12 protein-coding genes and 2 pseudogenes are annotated in these 16,764 nt (G+C 53.3%); 2 read left to right on the forward strand and 12 right to left on the reverse strand.

What is annotated here, in order from left to right:
• The 5 genes and pseudogenes from ACLJRU_RS21090 to torC all read right to left on the reverse strand — a co-directional run.
• Positions 1–77: pseudogene (locus tag ACLJRU_RS21090) on the reverse strand (heme ABC transporter ATP-binding protein CcmA); the annotation flags it as partial.
• A 5-nt stretch (positions 78–82) separates the two neighbouring features.
• On the reverse strand, positions 83–1,483 hold the full coding sequence (locus ACLJRU_RS21095) for a cytochrome-c peroxidase (protein ID WP_023235395.1): 1,401 nt from the start codon (positions 1,481–1,483) through the stop codon (positions 83–85).
• Positions 1,484–1,672: 189 nt separating this feature from the next.
• Entirely contained in the window at positions 1,673–2,305 is a 633-nt protein-coding gene (gene torD / locus ACLJRU_RS21100; protein WP_023235396.1) for a molecular chaperone TorD, read from the reverse strand.
• On the reverse strand, positions 2,298–4,850 hold the full coding sequence (gene torA, locus ACLJRU_RS21105; RefSeq protein WP_023235397.1) for a trimethylamine-N-oxide reductase TorA: 2,553 nt from the start codon (positions 4,848–4,850) through the stop codon (positions 2,298–2,300). The genes torD and torA overlap by 8 nt, the downstream gene beginning before the upstream one ends.
• Positions 4,840–6,024, reverse strand: a complete 1,185-nt coding sequence (gene torC, locus ACLJRU_RS21110) for a pentaheme c-type cytochrome TorC (protein WP_023235398.1) — start codon at positions 6,022–6,024, stop codon at positions 4,840–4,842. Before torC ends, torA begins: the two co-directional genes overlap by 11 nt.
• Positions 6,025–6,153: 129 nt before the next feature.
• Here torC and torR point away from each other — a divergent pair, with 129 nt between their 5' ends.
• On the forward strand, positions 6,154–6,846 hold the full coding sequence (gene torR / locus ACLJRU_RS21115; RefSeq protein WP_011264421.1) for a two-component system response regulator TorR: 693 nt from the start codon (positions 6,154–6,156) through the stop codon (positions 6,844–6,846).
• Here the strand turns inward: torR and torT are convergent.
• Positions 6,819–7,859: pseudogene (gene torT / locus ACLJRU_RS21120) on the reverse strand (TMAO reductase system periplasmic protein TorT). The gene torR and the pseudogene torT sit on opposite strands and share 28 nt — an antisense overlap.
• Before the next feature lie 79 nt (positions 7,860–7,938).
• On the opposite strand from torT, the gene torS reads away from it, so the two are divergent.
• Positions 7,939–10,674 carry a TMAO reductase system sensor histidine kinase/response regulator TorS gene (gene torS / locus ACLJRU_RS21125; protein WP_001541160.1) on the forward strand — a complete coding sequence of 912 codons (2,736 nt, stop codon included), beginning with the start codon at positions 7,939–7,941 and terminating at the stop codon, positions 10,672–10,674.
• Between the two features lie 25 nt (positions 10,675–10,699).
• Here torS and ACLJRU_RS21130 read toward each other — a convergent pair whose 3' ends face one another.
• The 6 genes from ACLJRU_RS21130 to yidA form a co-directional block, all read right to left on the reverse strand.
• Positions 10,700–12,037: an MFS transporter gene (locus ACLJRU_RS21130; protein ID WP_000253524.1), complete on the reverse strand. Its 1,338-nt coding sequence runs from the start codon at positions 12,035–12,037 to the stop codon at positions 10,700–10,702.
• Positions 12,038–12,121: 84 nt separating this feature from the next.
• Positions 12,122–13,270 (reverse strand): galactonate dehydratase, encoded by a 1,149-nt coding sequence (gene dgoD, locus ACLJRU_RS21135; protein WP_000704735.1) that lies wholly within the window; start codon positions 13,268–13,270, stop codon positions 12,122–12,124.
• The gene (locus ACLJRU_RS21140) at positions 13,267–13,884 is read right to left on the reverse strand and encodes a 2-dehydro-3-deoxy-6-phosphogalactonate aldolase (RefSeq protein ID WP_001198742.1); all 618 of its coding nucleotides are present in this window, start codon (positions 13,882–13,884) and stop codon (positions 13,267–13,269) included. Before ACLJRU_RS21140 ends, dgoD begins: the two co-directional genes overlap by 4 nt.
• Positions 13,868–14,746, reverse strand: coding sequence for a 2-dehydro-3-deoxygalactonokinase (locus ACLJRU_RS21145; RefSeq protein WP_000127127.1), 879 nt, complete (start codon positions 14,744–14,746; stop codon positions 13,868–13,870). The genes ACLJRU_RS21140 and ACLJRU_RS21145 overlap by 17 nt, the downstream gene beginning before the upstream one ends.
• Positions 14,743–15,432 carry a D-galactonate utilization transcriptional regulator DgoR gene (gene dgoR, locus ACLJRU_RS21150; RefSeq protein ID WP_000174317.1) on the reverse strand — a complete coding sequence of 230 codons (690 nt, stop codon included), beginning with the start codon at positions 15,430–15,432 and terminating at the stop codon, positions 14,743–14,745. The genes ACLJRU_RS21145 and dgoR overlap by 4 nt, the downstream gene beginning before the upstream one ends.
• 260 nt (positions 15,433–15,692) lie before the next feature.
• The gene (gene yidA, locus ACLJRU_RS21155; protein WP_000985570.1) at positions 15,693–16,538 is read right to left on the reverse strand and encodes a sugar-phosphatase; all 846 of its coding nucleotides are present in this window, start codon (positions 16,536–16,538) and stop codon (positions 15,693–15,695) included.
• Positions 16,539–16,764: the final 226 nt, after the last annotated feature.

Raw genomic sequence — 16,764 nt, forward strand, 5'->3', positions numbered from 1 at the left:
GCGTCCACGGTGAACGACAGCCCGCGAAACAGCGTCCTCTCGTCCCGCTCGCAGTACAGATCTCTGGCTTCAAGCATCATTGTCATTGCGCATATTCAGGTTGATATGGCGTATAAACACCGGTCAGGCTTTCCAGGAAGGCGACGATATCGTCAATATCGTTTTGCGGCAGATCGGTGCCAACCTGATAACGCAGCATCAGTTTTACCGCGCCATCCAGCGTCGGTACGTCGCCCCGATGGAAATAAGGCGCTGTTAACGCGACGTTGCGTAAGCCTGGGACTTTTTGCCGTAATTTATCGCGAACCTCTTTGGTGACGTTCATACGACCAATATCCGCTGCGGTAATTTCGCCAAAATTAAAGTCTCGCTTTAATCCCAATGGCTCAAAAGAGCGCCCGCCTAAAATGATACCGCCGTGACAGGTTACACATTTATTCTCTTTAAATAATTGATAACCGTGTTTCTGTTGCGCGATCAGCGCATTTTCATCTCCACGTAGCCATTTATCAAAGGCGGAATCCGGCGTTATCAACGTTTTTTCGAATTCGGCGATCGCATCAGTAATATTTTCCCCGGTAAATCCTTGCGGATAAACCGCCTGGAAATCTTTTTTCAGGACAGGATCTTTATCAAGCTTGCTAATAATTTCATCCCAGGATTTAGAGGCCATTTCAATAGGATTTAACGGTGGTCCGCCTGCTTGCTCCTGCAGGGTTGCAGCACGACCATCCCAAAATTGTTCGATATTAAATACGGAGTTGAATACCGTCGGCGCATTTATTGGTCCTACCGCACCGCCAACGCCAATTGAGGTTTTTCTGCCATCGACACCGCCCGCATTTAACGCGTGACAATGCGCACAGGATATTGTGCTGTCGCCGGATAAACGTTCATCATGATAAAGACGGAAACCTAAGTCGACTTTTTTCGCATCGACGGGAATATTGCGCGGAATAGGCTGAACGGGTTCATTCCGGTGCGCCGGGTCGGTATCGGCGCTGGCATAGTTGCGCTCACGCTGATCGGCTATCCAGTTCAGGATGTCAGTACGCTCTTTATCGCTGACGCCCCCCGCCCAGTGCAGCGCGACATAGCGGGTTGGCGGCATAGTCTGATGTTGCATAACCCATTCAATTTTATTCAGTTCGCTTTGCGGCACCGGCGTATCCGCAATCAGGGCGGCCCGTACCGCCTCCAGGTTAAACGATTTGTAGCCAAGCTGGATATCGTAATCCATTAGCTGCTTTGCCACCGGAAAAGAGGAATAAAAAGGTAATTCAGCGGAAGGCGTATGACAATAATCACATCCTTTCTCCCTGAAATAACCCAGTATTTTATTATTTTCACCCACAACCGAGGCCTGCACATCGCTTTTTTTACTGCGCTGTTTGTCGTAATACCATACATACCCGGACAAACCTAAATAACATAACAGCCCAACGGTGATAACCGTTGTCGCATAGAGGGTAATTTTTTTCATATCACTATCCTTATGGGGTATTGCGGCATGATTAATTAAATTTTATTTTTTTACTCATGAGGCCCGTCAATACTAAATACAAACCCATCATGGATATTGATTGGTATCAATAATTACAATTGGCTAAACCTATAGATATGATAACCCCCGACTATCGTAAGATTTATTTTGCGATGCCCGTCACAGGGTTTATTCAGCCGCAACAATGGATAAATCCTCTTTTCCGTCATCAAAACGAACGATAGCCAACAATAATTGACTTAACGCAGCATAAAAACCATAAGGATCATGCTTAAGGCAATTATTTGTAAATTCCGGAAGCCATTCCAGTAATGACGACAATGTTTTCTGGCGTAATTTATTCATTCTCCGTTGTTGGAACGATTCACCCAATGAAAAATGTAAATGGCTGAGTAATTCCAGATAAATCGCCAGGTGGTCGGCCGGCTCTTTAAAATCGTCGTTGACTTCCATCCCGGCTTCAAGCAATAAATGTTTAATCATGCCGGGTTCCTGCTGCGGGTATTGCGAGGCGTAGGGCAACGCCGATTTTTTATCCGTCATCAGGAACAATCCGCAAAAATCTGCGGCCAGCTCCAACTGCGCATCCTGGCGCAGGCTAAGCGCGGCAATTTTTTGTTCGAGTAACGCCACCGACGCCGCCAGCGCAGGCTGACGCTTTAACAGCGCCAGCCAGTCCGCGATCTCCGCGGACTGTAATTGTATTAACCCTTCATCATCCACTTCCCGGAAAAAGAGTAACGCCAGCCATGTATATACGCAGGCGTACTGTTCCTGAGCAAGCGCTGGCTGCTTAATCATGCGGACTCCCCTGCGATGCGGGTACATATTCACACTGCGCGACCATCTCGACCGGACCGTTAAACGCCGTGACGTTATCCATAGGGCCGGTATATTTTTCAATTTCCACCAGCGTCGTATGCGCGCTGGTCGCCTGCGCGAGCTGTGATGTACCGATATCCAGCGTTAATACGTTAGGGTTGCCGTACTTACATAACGCGTTGAGATCGCCGCCTTTATCAGGATCGTACCAGGCGCCTTCATGAATTCGCGCCACGCCCGGCGCATAGCGATCGGAAACTACCGCTCCCGCCAGTACCTGCCCGCGTGCATTGAATACCCGCACGATGTCACCGTTGCGGATCCCGCGCGCGCTGGCATCCTGTGGGTTAATAAAGACCGGCTCCTTGCCGCCAACGGCATATTGCTGACGCAGCGTTTCCGACTCGCACAGTTGGGAATGCAGACGGAAATCAGGGTGGACGGACTGTAAGTGCAGCGGCCAGCGCTGCGATCCCGGCCCGCCATGCGAGCGTTCGATTTTTTCGAACCACATGGGATGGCCCTGACAATCGTCGTATTGCATGTCGGCGATCGTTTTGGAGTAAATCTCGATCAAACCGCTTGGCGTGCCCAACGGCTCCAGGTCCGGATCTTCACGGAAAGCCTGATGGCGCACAAACATCTGCGGATGATCAAACTCGATGTACTCCTGTTGATTCCAGAACACCTCGAAAGTCGGTAAGTGGATACCGCGACCTTTTCCCTGCTGGCTCCCTTCCTGCCAGATGCGTTTCAGCCAGCCCATTTCATCAAGACCTTCCGTGAATGCCGCTTCACGGTTAAAGCGTCGGCAGAGATCGCGGAAAATATCAAAGTCGTTACGCGCTTCAAACTGCGGCGACACCACCTGTTTCATGGCGATAATGCCGCGGTTAGAGTGGTTGCCGAACTGATCGAGGTCGTTACGCTCAAATTGGGTGGTAGCCGGCAAAACGATATCCGCAAAGCGGCAGGTCGACGTCCACTGGTTATCAATAGCGATGACCGTTTCCAGCTTGCGCCAGCCTTCAATTATGCGGTTAATTTGTTGGTGTCGGTGGAACGGGTTGGTCCCGGCGAACACGCACATCTTCAGCGGCGGTAATTTAACCGATTTCCCGTTCCAGTTAATGATCTTGCCCGGTTCAAGAATGGCATCCATAAAACGCGCAATAGGAATGGTGCTGCTGTAGCCTTTGTAATCCGTGCTGTCGTGCACTGGCGGAACGGTCGTCGAACCGGAAAAGCCGCTTAAAATGATCCCTTTACGACCAGGCGTCCCGGCGCCGTTATAGTGCCAGCCAAAACCAAAGCCGCCGCCCGGTAAACCAATCTGTCCCAGCATTGCCGCCAGCACGACGACCATCCATGACCACTGTTCGCCATGCTGCATACGTTGTACGCACCAGCCAGCGATGATTTGCGTTCTGTCGCCCGCCATCTGCCGCGCCAACGCGCGGATGGTGTCGGCGTCAATACCGCACAGTTTTTCCGCCCAGGCGGCATCTTTGGGCTGTCCATCTTTTTCGCCCAGCAAATAGGGGAGGAACTGGTCAAAACCGACGCAATAGTTATCGAGGAAATTTTTATCGTACAGTTTCTCGCTGTACAGGGTATGCGCCAGCGCCAGTTGTAACGGGACATCCGTCTGCGGGTTAATAGCGATATGTTTGACCTTATCGCGCCCCAGATAATCGTGCGTGGAGGTGACGACCGGGTCGATGCTGATGACCGAGATAGCGCCGCTGGCAACTTTCTCTTTTAATTGTTCATAGTACTGATAGACATCGTGATCCGGGCACCACCAGTTTGCCTGCTGGTTTTTCACCATATCAGAACCCCATAGCACAATCGTTTTACTGTTCTGTAAAACCAGAGGCCATGACGTTTGCTGCTCGTACACTTCCATTGAACCCACCACGCGCGGCAGAATCACCTGCGCCGCGCCGGTCGAATAGTCCCCTCCCGTGCTAACGCTATTGCCATGTAGCGCAATCGCGCGCGCCAGCATCCCGGAGGCGTTATGGAACATGCCGGTAGATTGCCAGCCGCTCGCCGTCAGTAACGCGCTCGGCCCGTAGGTTTTTTGCACCCGCTCCAGTTCCTGATAGAACAGATCCAGCGCTTCATCCCAGGAGACGCGCACAAAACGATTATCGCCGCGCTGCGAGGTGTCGCTTTGATGACCTTTGCGCATCCAGTCGACACGCACCATCGGATAACGGATACGCGCCGCGTTGTGGACGTGATCGGGCAGACCGGCGATCATTTTGGACGGGTATTTATCCTGTTCAAACGGTTTTGCCGCCACAAATCGACCGTCAACCACCGTGGCGCGAATCGCCCCCCAGTGAGAGCCGGTAAGGATACCCTCTTTCGTCGCGGCGCCTGGCGCAACGGCATCCGCTGCGCGGGCGCTACGGGGCGTCAGTAGTGACGGCCCCAGCATTCCTGCCACCGTCAAGCCGCCAAGCTGCGCCAGAAAACGTCGACGAGAGACGTGTAGCGTGTCCTTATTTTTCATTGTGTTCTCCCTTATCGCTGTGCGGCGTGTTGGTGGTATCAGACGCATTCATCTGGAGATATTTCAACAAGGTACGTTCTTCACGCTTATCCAGACTGGTGAAACCGATCATGCCGTTGAGCGTGCCGATCCAGCCGTTAGCGTCAAAGTGCGCTTTGTCCGGCGCGCCGTGACACTGATTACAGGTGCCGTTATAGAGGGAGTCGGCATAGGCCCAAATCGGTTTAATGTCATTTACCATGTCGCCTTTTTGCATCCACGCAGTTGCCTGTAATTTGCTCCACTGAGTATTGGTCGCCGCGACGGTGGTCTCTTCCAGTGTTTTCACATGCTGTTGCACATCGCCGCAAATCGAGGCGACAAAAATACGTTTACCTGGCAACTGCGTCAGCACGCGCTGGCGACCGTCCGTCTCCGTCCAGCCTTCGATTTGCACTTGCAGCCAGTCACCGTCCCGTTTAAGGACTTTCACTTCAGAAGCAGGCAACAGCGAACCTGCCGGTTCTTTATCGCCTTTAGCGGCGTAAATCGGCTTGATATCCAGCGAATAGAGCGTATCGCCGTCATTATGCGTACTGGCGCTGGCGCGCAGTTCATCAAACTGTTTGCGGAAACCGCTGCTCATATCCGGTAGCTGGTGGGCAATCCCTTTATGGCAGTCGATGCAGGACTGATTTTCTTTCGCGGCGATTTTCATTTGCCGCGCCGCTTCCGGGTTCTGTTTCGCGTGATCCATCGCATCGTAGTTATGGCAGGAACGACAGGTCGCGGAGTTATTCTCTTTCATGCGCGCCCATTCACGCTCGGCAAGCTCGGCGCGTTTGGCTTCAAATTTTTCCGGGGTATCAATCGAGTGGGCGATAAATGTCTGGTAAAGATCGTTGCTGGCTTCCAGCTTACGTTTCACCATGCCTGGAATATCAGGGGGGATATGGCAATCGTGGCATTCCGCGCGTACGCCGGAAGCATTCTGGAAATGTACGGACTGTTTATATTCCTGATACACCGGCTGCATACTATGGCAGCTGACGCAAAACTCTGTCGTACTGGTCAGTTTGATACCGACGTGAGGTAACACGATCAGCGCAACGCCGATCACAATCCCGACAATGACCAGCGCCAGTATCGACCAACGGGCGCTTGGCCTGAGTAGCGCTCTCCAGAGTTTTCGCATAATAGCCCCTGTAATTATATGGTTTAATGCGCAGATCTTATTCCGCAAATATGAACAGCGTCACTGGTCAGGATGAACGGGATACGGCAATATATGAACAGATATGAACAGAAAGAGACCGCGCGCAGGATGTCACATCACATTGTTATTGTTGAGGATGAACCTGTTACTCAGGCCAGATTACAGGCCTATTTTGAGCAGGAGGGGTATAGCGTTTCGGTGACCGACAGCGGCGCGGGCCTGCGTGACATCATGGAGCATGAGCACGTTTCGCTGATCCTGCTGGATATCAACCTCCCCGATGAAAACGGGTTGATGCTGACCAGGGCGCTACGCGAACGTTCCACGGTGGGCATTATTCTGGTGACGGGGCGTTGCGACCAAATCGACCGCATCGTCGGGCTGGAGATGGGCGCGGACGACTACGTCACCAAGCCGCTGGAACTGCGCGAGCTGGTAGTGCGGGTAAAAAATCTTTTGTGGCGTATCGATCTGGCCCGCCCCACGCCGCAAAATGCCAGTGAAAACTGCTATATGTTTTCCGGCTACTGCCTGAACGTGATGAATCACACGCTGGAGCACAACGGTGAAGCCATTAAGCTTACGCGCGCGGAGTACGAGCTGCTGCTGGCCTTTGTGACCAACCCAGGCAAAGTGCTGCATCGCGAACGTCTGCTGCGAATGCTTTCCGCCCGCCGCGTAGAGACTCCGGATCTCCGCACGATTGATGTCCTGGTTCGCCGCTTACGCCATAAAATTACGCCGGAGCTGCTGGTCACACAGCATGGCGAAGGCTACTTTTTAGCCTCGGAGGTGTATTGATACAAATAGACGGGCCGAAATCCCGGAGGCGATAGCGAACGACGAACGCGCGCGCTGTCGGCGTTGTTATGCGTCAAAATAAGCACCGGCGGGCTGATATTTTCAGGCACCGGTTGCCCCTGTAAGACCTTAATCGACTGCGTTATCGCTAATTCTCCCTGCCAGGCCATCTGATCGCTGAGCGCCATCAGGATATGGCCGCGTTTTAAACCGCGATAAACCTGATGCGTCAGATAAAATGAGACGATCGTGAGCGGAGTCGTCAAATTTCACCCTTCGCCCATCGCCGCCTCCGCCGCTATCGCCGACCCGGCGACCACATTGGCGTCCGGATGACGCTCCAGCATTTCCTGGAGTAAGTTTCGCTGCACTTCAATGTCGTTATCGCCCCAGGCGATATCCACAATGTTGATGGCGCTGCCTTTAATTGCCTGACGAAAACCCGCCACCATCTCCTGACTGCCGCCAGCTTCCTCCGGCCCCGGGAAGAGTAAAACGTTAAGCGTTTTTCCTTTGCTCCACTGCACCAGGAAACGTCCCGGCAGATAACCCATCTGAAACCACGGCAGACCGACGTGAGTTGCCACGCTGGCGTCGCGTATCACGTTCGCCACTTCAATAACCGGCACATTACCGGCATACCGTTCCAGTTCCGGGAAACGAATGGTACTGCTGCCAAGCAGAATAGCGTCGGCGCCCCACTCCCGGCACTGCGTCATTTGCTGTTGTTGCGTCGCCAGTTGCCGATAGCCATTCGCTTCCAGCACTTTTAAATCAACGCCATACAATTTGGCCGCTTTTTGCATCCCGTAGTTGACGGACAACCAGTAAGAATCTTTCAGGCTGGGGTATAATGCGCACAGTTTCCAGGGTTTACTCGCATTGACTGACGTTTGCCGCCAGGGAATCGCCCGATCGGCGCGCGTCCAGTGTAGCAGTCCGGTTTCGGCTGACGCCGTTTCTACATTCGAGACGATGATTATCAAAAAAAAGAACGAAATAAGCGCGCGCATGATAGCCCCACCAGCAATAAGGTTTTATCCTAATGGTTTTTCCGGCGGCAACTCAACCCATTTCACCCGCGGCGCATAAATGTCAACGCCTTCACTGACCCGCAGATTATGGCTGGCCTTCGCCCTGATGGCGGCACTCACCCTGCTCAGCACCGTGATCGGCTGGATAAGCCTGCGCGTCATTAGTCAGGTGGAGCAAACCAATACGCAAGCGCTGCTCCCCACTATGAATATGGCCAGGCAGTTAAGCGAAGCCAGCGCTTACGAGCTCTTCTCCGCGCAAAATCTGACCAATGCCGACAGTGAGGGCGTTTGGCTGGCGCAGGGGAAGATGCTGAAAGCGCAAAGCCTTAAAATTAACCATCTTTTGCAGGCATTAAGCGAGCAGGGGTTTAATACCTCGGCCATCGCCCGGCAAGAAAAAGAGATTGCGCAAACGCTTGGGCAACAGGGAACGCTGGTCGGTGAAATTCTCACGCTGCGCGCACAGCAACAGCAGTTAAGCCGCCAGATTGCGGAGGCGGCGGAAAGCATTGCCGCCCAGGCTCACGGTCAGGCCAATAATGCAGCGACATCTGCGGGCGCCACCCAGGCCGGTATTTACGATCTTATCGAAAGCGGTAAAGGGGACCAGGCTGAACGCGCGCTTGACCGACTGATTGATATCGACCTTGAGTATGTGAATCAGATGAATGAGCTGCGGGTCAATGCCCTGCGGTTTAAGCAGCTCATTGTGACCTTAAAAGACGCGCAAGGGCTGAGCGATGCCGAGGACACCGATGAAAAACTTAATCAGTTGGTTAAAATTTTATCCCGCCGCCAGCAGCGTATAGAAGATCCTACCGTTCGCGCCCAAATCGCCGACGCGCTGGAGAAAATAAACCAGTACACCACACTGGTTACCCTGTTTCGTAAGGAAAACGCCATCCGCGACCAGCTTCAAACGCTCATGGCCAATAACCTCTTTCAGTTTACCCGCTTCAGTACGGAAGTGTCGCAGTTGGTGAACGCCATCGAAAAACGAAACGAGGCTGGGTTAGCGCGTCTTACACACGCCAGTCAGCGTGGGCAAATAGGGTTAGTGATCTTAGGCATCCTAGCGCTGTGCTCATTAAGTTTTATTCTTTGGCGAGTGGTTTACCGCTCCGTATCCCGCCCGCTGGCGCAACAAACGCAGGCCTTACAGCGGCTACTGGAGGGCGATATTGACTCGCCGTTTCCGGAGGCGGCTGGCGTCAGCGAACTGGATACCATCAGCCGTCTGATGGAAGCGTTTCGCGCCAACGTGCGCAAATTGAACCGCCATCGTGAGGATTTGGCGGAACAGGTGCGTTCGCAAACGGCGGAGCTTCATGCGCTGGTGCTGGAACACCGGCAGGCGCGCGCCGAAGCGGAAAAGGCCAACGAGGCGAAATCGACGTTCCTTGCCGCCATGAGCCATGAAATTCGCACGCCGCTTTACGGCATTCTCGGTACGGTACAATTGCTGGCCGATAAACCGCTCATGGCAAACTACCGCGACGATTTACAGGCCATTAATGATTCAGGCGAATCGCTACTGGCGATTCTTAACGATATTCTTGATTACTCGGCGATTGAAGTAGGCGGCACCAACGTTTCCATTAGCGAGGAACCGTTTGAACCGCGACAATTGTTGAATAGCGCGCTGCATTTAATGCACAGCCGCGTTCAGGTGGCGCTCATCACCGACTTTAGCGAGCAACTCCCCTCAACGCTACAAGGCGATCCGCGCCGGATACGTCAAATTGTGATTAATCTTTTAAGTAATGCGGCGAAATTTACCGATCGCGGCAGCATAGTGCTGCGCACGTTTTGCGACGATCAGAACTGGTTTATTGAGGTTGAAGATACCGGATGCGGTATCCCTGAAGCGAAGCTGACGGCTATTTTCAAACCGTTTGTGCAGGCGACAGGACGCCGGGGCGGGACGGGCCTGGGGCTGGCTATCAGCGCCAGCCTGGCAGAGGCGATGGGCGGGACGCTAACCGTCACCAGTACGCTTCATGTTGGCAGTTGTTTTCGTTTACAACTGCCGGTTTGCCACTCCAAACCCGCAAGTAAAAGTGCGTTCAGGGAACCGATAAATCTTAACGGACTACGCTTGTTGCTGATTGAAGATAATATGCTGACGCAGCGTATTACCGCTGAAATGCTCACGGGCAAAGGGGTGAAGGTCTCAGTAGCTGAAAGCGCGAATGACGCGCTACGCTGTTTAGCCGAAGGCGAGTCCTTTGATGTCGCGCTGGTGGATTTTGATTTGCCGGATTATGACGGCTTAACCCTGGCGCAGCAGTTGATGAGCCTGTATCCCGCCATGAAACGCATTGGTTTTAGCGCACATGTGATAGACGATAATCTTCGTCAGCGTACCGCCGGTCTTTTCTGCGGGATTATTCAAAAGCCCGTTCCCCGCGAAGAGCTTTACCGCATGATAGCGCACTATTTACAGGGCAAATCTCACAACGCGCGGGCGATGTTGAATGAACATCAGCTTGCCGGCGATATGGCGTCTGTCGGCCCGGAAAAACTCCAGCAATGGGTCGCCTTATTCAAAGACAGCGCGCTGCCTTTAGTCGAGGAGAGCGAGGCGGCGCGCGCCATGAATGACGACGTTAACATTAAGCGGCTGGCGCATAAATTAAAAAGCGGCTGCGCCAGCCTGGGGATGACGCAGGCAACCGAAGCCTGTCGGGAGCTGGAATTGCAACCGCTTAGCGATATAGATATTAAAACTATCGTGACGCAGGGAGTGACGGCGCTCGACGCATGGATAGCCGGTCATCCTTCGCCATAATGACTTCCGGCTCGCCACGGCCAACTTATCCGACGCGTTTCACATCGCCCACTAACAGGATGTAAGACAGCGCGCCCAGCAGGGCCACAACGGAGATATAGACCAGCGCCGGAGCAAAACCGTAGCTTTGCGCCAGATAACCAATCACTAACGGTACGCTAATCCCGCCTAACCCACCGATAAAGTTAAACATACCGCCGGTAAGGCCAATCAACCGCATCGGCGCAAGGGAAGAGATTAACGACCAGGTAATGGACGCAAATCCATTGCCGAAGAAAGCTATCGCCATCAATGCCATAATCCACAACGGATCGTTAGTGTAGTTAGCGCCCATAATGCACGTGGAGATGAGCAAACCGCAAATAATCGGCGTTTTGCGCGCCACGCCCAGCGAGAAGCCTTTTTTCACCAGTTTATCCGCCAGCCAGCCGGAGAGCAGTACGCCAAAAAAGGCAGCCAGGAACGGTACGGTCGTCATAAAGCCCGCTTTTAGCGCGGTAATGCCTTTTTCCTGGGTCAGATAATTAGGGAACCAGGTCAGAAAGAACCATAGCGTAGAGTTTACGGCGAACTGACCGAGGTAGACGCCCACCAGCTTACGATGGAACACCAGTTTCCAGTCGGCTTTCGTCAACGGCTGGCGGGCCTCTTTTTTCGCTGGCGCATCGCCATCCACCAGACCGCCGCCATCGCGAATATACTCCAGCTCCGCCTGGCTAAGGCTTTTCGTCAAACGCGGCGGTTGATAAACCTTAAACCAGACCAATGACCAGATAATCCCGATACCGCCGGTGACGATAAAGACCCAGTGCCAGCTCAGCATTTCCTGAATCCAGATCAGCAGCGGCGTAAGGAATGCCAGTCCGACGAACTGTCCGGAGGTGTAGAACCCGACTGCGGATGCGCGCTCATGCTCCGGAAACCAGCTAGTGACCATCCGGTTATTTGCCGGAAAGGCTGGTGCCTCGAAAATCCCGGTAATAGCGCGCAGGCCGATAAGCGACAATAGTCCCGTCGCAAACCCCTGCAATAGCGTTGCGACTGACCAGCCGAAGATAGCGATAAAATAGGTCAGCCGGGACCCAATACGGTCGAGAAACCAGCCGCCAGGGATCTGGCATAACGTATAGAGCCAGGCAAAAGCGGAGAAGACATAGCCCATTTCCGCTTTGGTAATGCCGAATTCTTTTTGAATATGCATGGAAGCCACGGCAAGGTTGGCGCGATCGACGTAGCAAATCACCACGGTAATAAAGATCATCACCAGCGTCAGATAGCGGCGACGCCCCGGCTGTGCTGCTGTAACTGAAATATCCATCGTCATCTGTCTCCAGATTCTGGGCATAGCGAGGCCGCTCACCATGCCCTGTAAATTACAGAGGGTGTGTTTTTATATTTAAATTGGGTTGCCCGGAGGGCGACGTTTGTTGAGCCTACAGCGTGGCGATCACCACTCGGCTACCGATCCGTCAGCGTGCCGCCACAACGGATTACGCCAGTCCGGCGCGCTTTTGCTAAGTTCAATCACCCTGGCCTCGTCAATGTCTACGCCAAGACCCGGTTTGGTTAAGGGTTTAAAGAAGCCGCCGTCCATGCTGAAGTCTTCTTTGTTTTTCACAAAGTCGAGCAGCTCCGCGCCCTTGTTATAGTGAATGCCCATGCTCTGCTCCTGGAATACCGCGTTGCGCGAAACAAAATCGATATGCAGGCAGGCAGCCAGGGCGATTGGACCCAGCGGGCAATGCGGCGCCAGCGCCACATCATATGCTTCCGCCATTCCGGCGATTTTATAGCATTCGGTAATGCCGCCCGCGTGGGATAAATCCGGCTGTAGAATCGCCAACCCGCCCGCGTCCAGCACGCGTTTAAATTCAAAACGCGAGAACATACGTTCGCCTGCGGCAATCGGAATATGCGTTTGCGCTGCCAGGCGCGGATAATATTCCGCCTGTTCCGCCAGCACCGGCTCTTCAATAAACAGCGGACGATAGGGTTCCAGTTCTTTAATCAGCACCTTCGCCATCGGCGCGCTAACGCGACCGTGGAAATCGAGCCCAAACTCAATTTCACTGCCGAAAGCTTCGCGGATTTGTGCCACGGTATTGACCGCCGCATCCACCGCACGGGAGTTATCAATCACGCCCATCTCTTCACAGCCGTTCAGCTTGAAGGTGTCAAAACCAATACCGCGCAATTTTTCAATACCATCAATGACGTCTGCCGGACGATCGCCTCCCACCCAGCTATAGGCCTTGATTTTGTCGCGCACCAGGCCGCCCATGAGCTGCCAGACCGGCGCATTCAACACCTTGCCTTTGATATCCCACAATGCCTGGTCAATACCGGCGATGGCGCTCATCATAATCGGGCCGCCGCGATAAAAACCGGCCCGGTACATTACCTGCCACAGGTCGTTGATACGCGCCGGATCTTTCCCTATCAGGTAGTCGGCAAACTCATGTACTGCCGCCTCTACAGTACGTGCCCGACCTTCAATGACCGGCTCTCCCCAGCCAACCACGCCTTCATCCGTTTCGATTTTCAGGAACATCCAACGTGGAGGTAAACGGTACGTGGTGATGTGAGTTATTTTCATTTCACTGCCTCTCGATACGCATTAACAAATGCCGCAGCCTGCTGCGCGGTGCGTTCAACGGATTGCCCGGCGCGATAGAGATCGCTACCCAGTCCCGCGCCCACACAGCCTGCTTTAATCCATTGCGCCAGGTTTTCCGGCGTCACGCCGCCAACGGCAAATAGCGGAACATCCGGCGGAAGTACCGCTTTCAGCGCGCTGATGTAGCCCGGACCAAACGCCGACGACGGGAAAATTTTTAACGCCTGTGCGCCTGCATCCAGCGCAGAAAAGGCTTCCGTTGCCGTGGCGCAGCCCGGACACACGGTCATGCCATAGCTCACCGCCCGGCGGATCACCTCCGGTTGGATATTCGGCGTGACGATCAGCTTGCAGCCCATCCCGGCAAGCTGGTCTACCTGTTCCGGTTTCAGTACGGTACCAGCGCCAATAAGCGCCCTGCCGCCATACGCCTTCACCACGGAAGAAATGCTTTTTTCCCACTGTGGGGAGTTAAGCGGAATTTCTATAGCGTCAAATCCCGCATCCACCACCGCGCCAACGTGCGCCAGGGCATCATCGGGCGTAATACCGCGTAAGATAGCGATGAGAGGGAGATTAGTTTGCCACTGCATGAGCGATGCTCCTTATTCCAGCCTGAAATGCCATATCGCCATCCACGGTTGAAACATCACGCCCAATAGCACGAAACGCCTGTTGGTAACGTAAGATCAGCGCGGGTCCAGCGACGAGAGTGATAGCCTGTTGCGCCGCGAAGGATTCGCTCATGCTGGCGACTTCCGCACCAATCAACAGGCCGGAGAGGAAGTCGCTGACCTGCTCACGCGCAAGATGTCCCAACACGTGCGAGGCGCGAACCTCAAAAAGAGAAGGCAGGACGGCAGGAGAATTAAGACCGCGCTCCAGCCCCGCGGCATAGGCGTCGCCAGAAGCTTCCTGTTCCGGCAAACCAGCCCCGATCAGCGAGTGACGCAGCAACAAGTGATGGAGTTCGCCTGTCATCACAGTACGAAAATCATGAATTTGTTGCGTATCAGTCTGTACCCATTTGCAATGCGTGCCGGGCATGACATAGACAGAAGAAGGAGAAAGTTCGCGGGCGCCAAGCAGTTGCGTCTCTTCGCCGCGCATCACGTTGTGGTTATCCTCGCGTGAGACACACAATCCGGGGATGATCCAGATGTTGTCGCCAACGGCGGTTAACTGTTCGCCAATAGCGGAGAACAGGGCGGGAACCGGCAGATAAGGCGCATTTTGCCAGCCTACGTTACTGCCGATCATGCCCGCCATTACCACGGGGGTGGCGCTGTCGCGCCAGTGTGTTGTGACTTCTGCTAACACCGCGTCAGGAGATTTACCGTTCAGGCGTGTAACGCCTGCTTCTGATTGCCTGCTCTCCAGGCATTTGTCGCCCTGGTAAAGCCAGGCGCGCAGATTGGTCGATCCCCAGTCAATTGCGATGTAGCGAGCTGTCATGTGATTTCCTTTAACCTTCGTGTCGAGCTGGCGATCATGGTTAATGCCGCCTGCTCTGCCGCATCGCCATCCTGATGCCGTATCGCATCGAATAGCGCCTTATGTTCCTGGAGCGTTTTCGGCATGTTGGCCGCATCGCCCATCCAGGTCCGTTCAAATACCGCTCGCTGTAGCGAGCTGATCGCTACATTTAACTGTTGCAACACCGGGTTATGCACCGACTGCAACACTGCCTCGTGATAGCGAATATCCGCCTCGTTAAACGCTTCCCGGTCCTGGTTGTTGGCAATCATGTCGTTTAGCGCCGACTCAATTTCAGCCAGATCGCTTGATGTTGCCCGTTCCGCCGCCCAGCGTGCTATTGCTGGCTCCACCAGGTTTCGTATTTCGCTCATCGCGCTGATAAGCCTCGGGTCGTAGTCGTTTTCCAGTACCCATTGCAGCACGTCGGTATCGAGATAATTCCACTGGTTACGCGGTGCGATAAACGCGCCGCGATAGCGCTTCATTTCAATTAGCCGCTTCGCCATAAGCGAACGAAACACTTCACGAATGATGTTGCGCGACGTTTCAAACTCCTCGCACAGATCCGCTTCCGCTGGCAGCGCCGAACCGGGTACGTATTTACCGCTGACAATCTGTTTGCCCAGCGTGATAACGATGCGATCGGTTTTATTGAGAGTCATAGAGAGTCCTTGTGCTCGATGTGAACTCTCTTACTTTACCGCGATAGCTGAATTACGCCGCAATTTTGTAGTACTAGCGTGATATCAACCGTCGTTATCATGTCATTAATGTAGTACAACACAATTATGTTGTACTACAATTTAGATCACAAAAACGACAATTGGTTATGGGAACGTTATAAGACGTAAACGAAAGACATAAAAAAACCCGCAGCAAGTGCGGGTCGTTAAGCGCGTATTTGCCCGATGGCAACTATGCCTTATCGGGCGGGGAAATGGCCGGATGAGTGATCGGGGTTCAGCACAAATTTTTCAATCGCCCAGGCAACACCATCTTCAAGGTTCGATTTAGTCACAAAGTTAGCCACCTCTTTGACCGACGGAATGGCGTTGTCCATTGCCACGCCCATGCCGGCGTATTCGATCATCGCAATGTCGTTTTCCTGATCGCCAATCGCCATCACCTCCTCTGGCTTAATACCCAGCGCCTCGGCCAGTGATTTTACGCCAGTGCCTTTATTAACCCGTTTATCGAGGATTTCAAGGAAGTACGGCGCACTTTTCAGCACGGTGTACTTTTCCTTCACCTCTGCCGGTATACGCGCAATCGCCCGGTCGAGAACGGCAGGCTCATCGATCATCATAACTTTCAGGAACTGGGTGTTCGGGTCCATCTTCTCCGCTTCACAAAATACCAGCGGAATGGTCGCCACATACGACTCATGCACCGTGTAGTAGCTGATATCGCGGTTAGCGGTATAAAGCGTATTTCGGTCTAATGCGTGGAAGTGAGAACCCACCTCACGGGACAGTTTTTCCAGGTAACGGTAGTCATCATAGCTGAGCGCCGTTTGCGCAACCGTACTGCCGTCCCCTGCTTTCTGCACCAGCGCCCCGTTATAGGTGATGCAATAATCGCCGGGCTGTTCCATGTGAAGTTCTTTCAGGTAACTGTGCACACCCGCATACGGACGGCCTGTGGTCAGCACCACATTTACCCCTTTTTCACGCGCAGCGGCAATCGCGTTTTTAACCGCCGGAGAAATGGTGTGATCGGGCAGCAGAAGGGTGCCATCCATGTCGATAGCAATAAGTTTGATAGCCATGAAATCCCCGCATTAAATGAGTCCTGACTCATGCTAACGCGATTCCGCTCAAAAAACAGCAAAAGAGTCAGGGATAAACGGGGCTAAAGAATAAGACAAACCTTCCTCTTTTGCTCAGTACAGAAGGCGAGTTTTGTGCAGTGAATACTCACATTTATTAGATAACCTCATTAATCAAACAGAAAATACCGTTTTTCTAATCTCATCGATATTGTTACCCTGGTCA

The organism is Salmonella sp. SAL00653 (genome assembly GCF_046552515.1).
Taxonomy (GTDB): Bacteria; Pseudomonadota; Gammaproteobacteria; order Enterobacterales; family Enterobacteriaceae; genus Salmonella; species Salmonella enterica.

Coding starts and splice junctions, on each gene's coding strand:
- ACLJRU_RS21140 (WP_001198742.1), bottom strand. CDS start 13,884: ATGCAGTGGCAAACTAATCTCCCTCTCATCGCTATCTTACGCGGTATT.
- torR (WP_011264421.1), top strand. CDS start 6,154: ATGTCACATCACATTGTTATTGTTGAGGATGAACCTGTTACTCAGGCC.
- torC (WP_023235398.1), bottom strand. CDS start 6,024: ATGCGAAAACTCTGGAGAGCGCTACTCAGGCCAAGCGCCCGTTGGTCG.
- ACLJRU_RS21130 (WP_000253524.1), bottom strand. CDS start 12,037: ATGGTGAGCGGCCTCGCTATGCCCAGAATCTGGAGACAGATGACGATG.
- yidA (WP_000985570.1), bottom strand. CDS start 16,538: ATGGCTATCAAACTTATTGCTATCGACATGGATGGCACCCTTCTGCTG.
- dgoD (WP_000704735.1), bottom strand. CDS start 13,270: ATGAAAATAACTCACATCACCACGTACCGTTTACCTCCACGTTGGATG.
- torS (WP_001541160.1), top strand. CDS start 7,939: ATGTCAACGCCTTCACTGACCCGCAGATTATGGCTGGCCTTCGCCCTG.
- ACLJRU_RS21095 (WP_023235395.1), bottom strand. CDS start 1,483: ATGAAAAAAATTACCCTCTATGCGACAACGGTTATCACCGTTGGGCTG.
- dgoR (WP_000174317.1), bottom strand. CDS start 15,432: ATGACTCTCAATAAAACCGATCGCATCGTTATCACGCTGGGCAAACAG.
- torA (WP_023235397.1), bottom strand. CDS start 4,850: ATGAAAAATAAGGACACGCTACACGTCTCTCGTCGACGTTTTCTGGCG.
- torD (WP_023235396.1), bottom strand. CDS start 2,305: ATGATTAAGCAGCCAGCGCTTGCTCAGGAACAGTACGCCTGCGTATAT.
- ACLJRU_RS21145 (WP_000127127.1), bottom strand. CDS start 14,746: ATGACAGCTCGCTACATCGCAATTGACTGGGGATCGACCAATCTGCGC.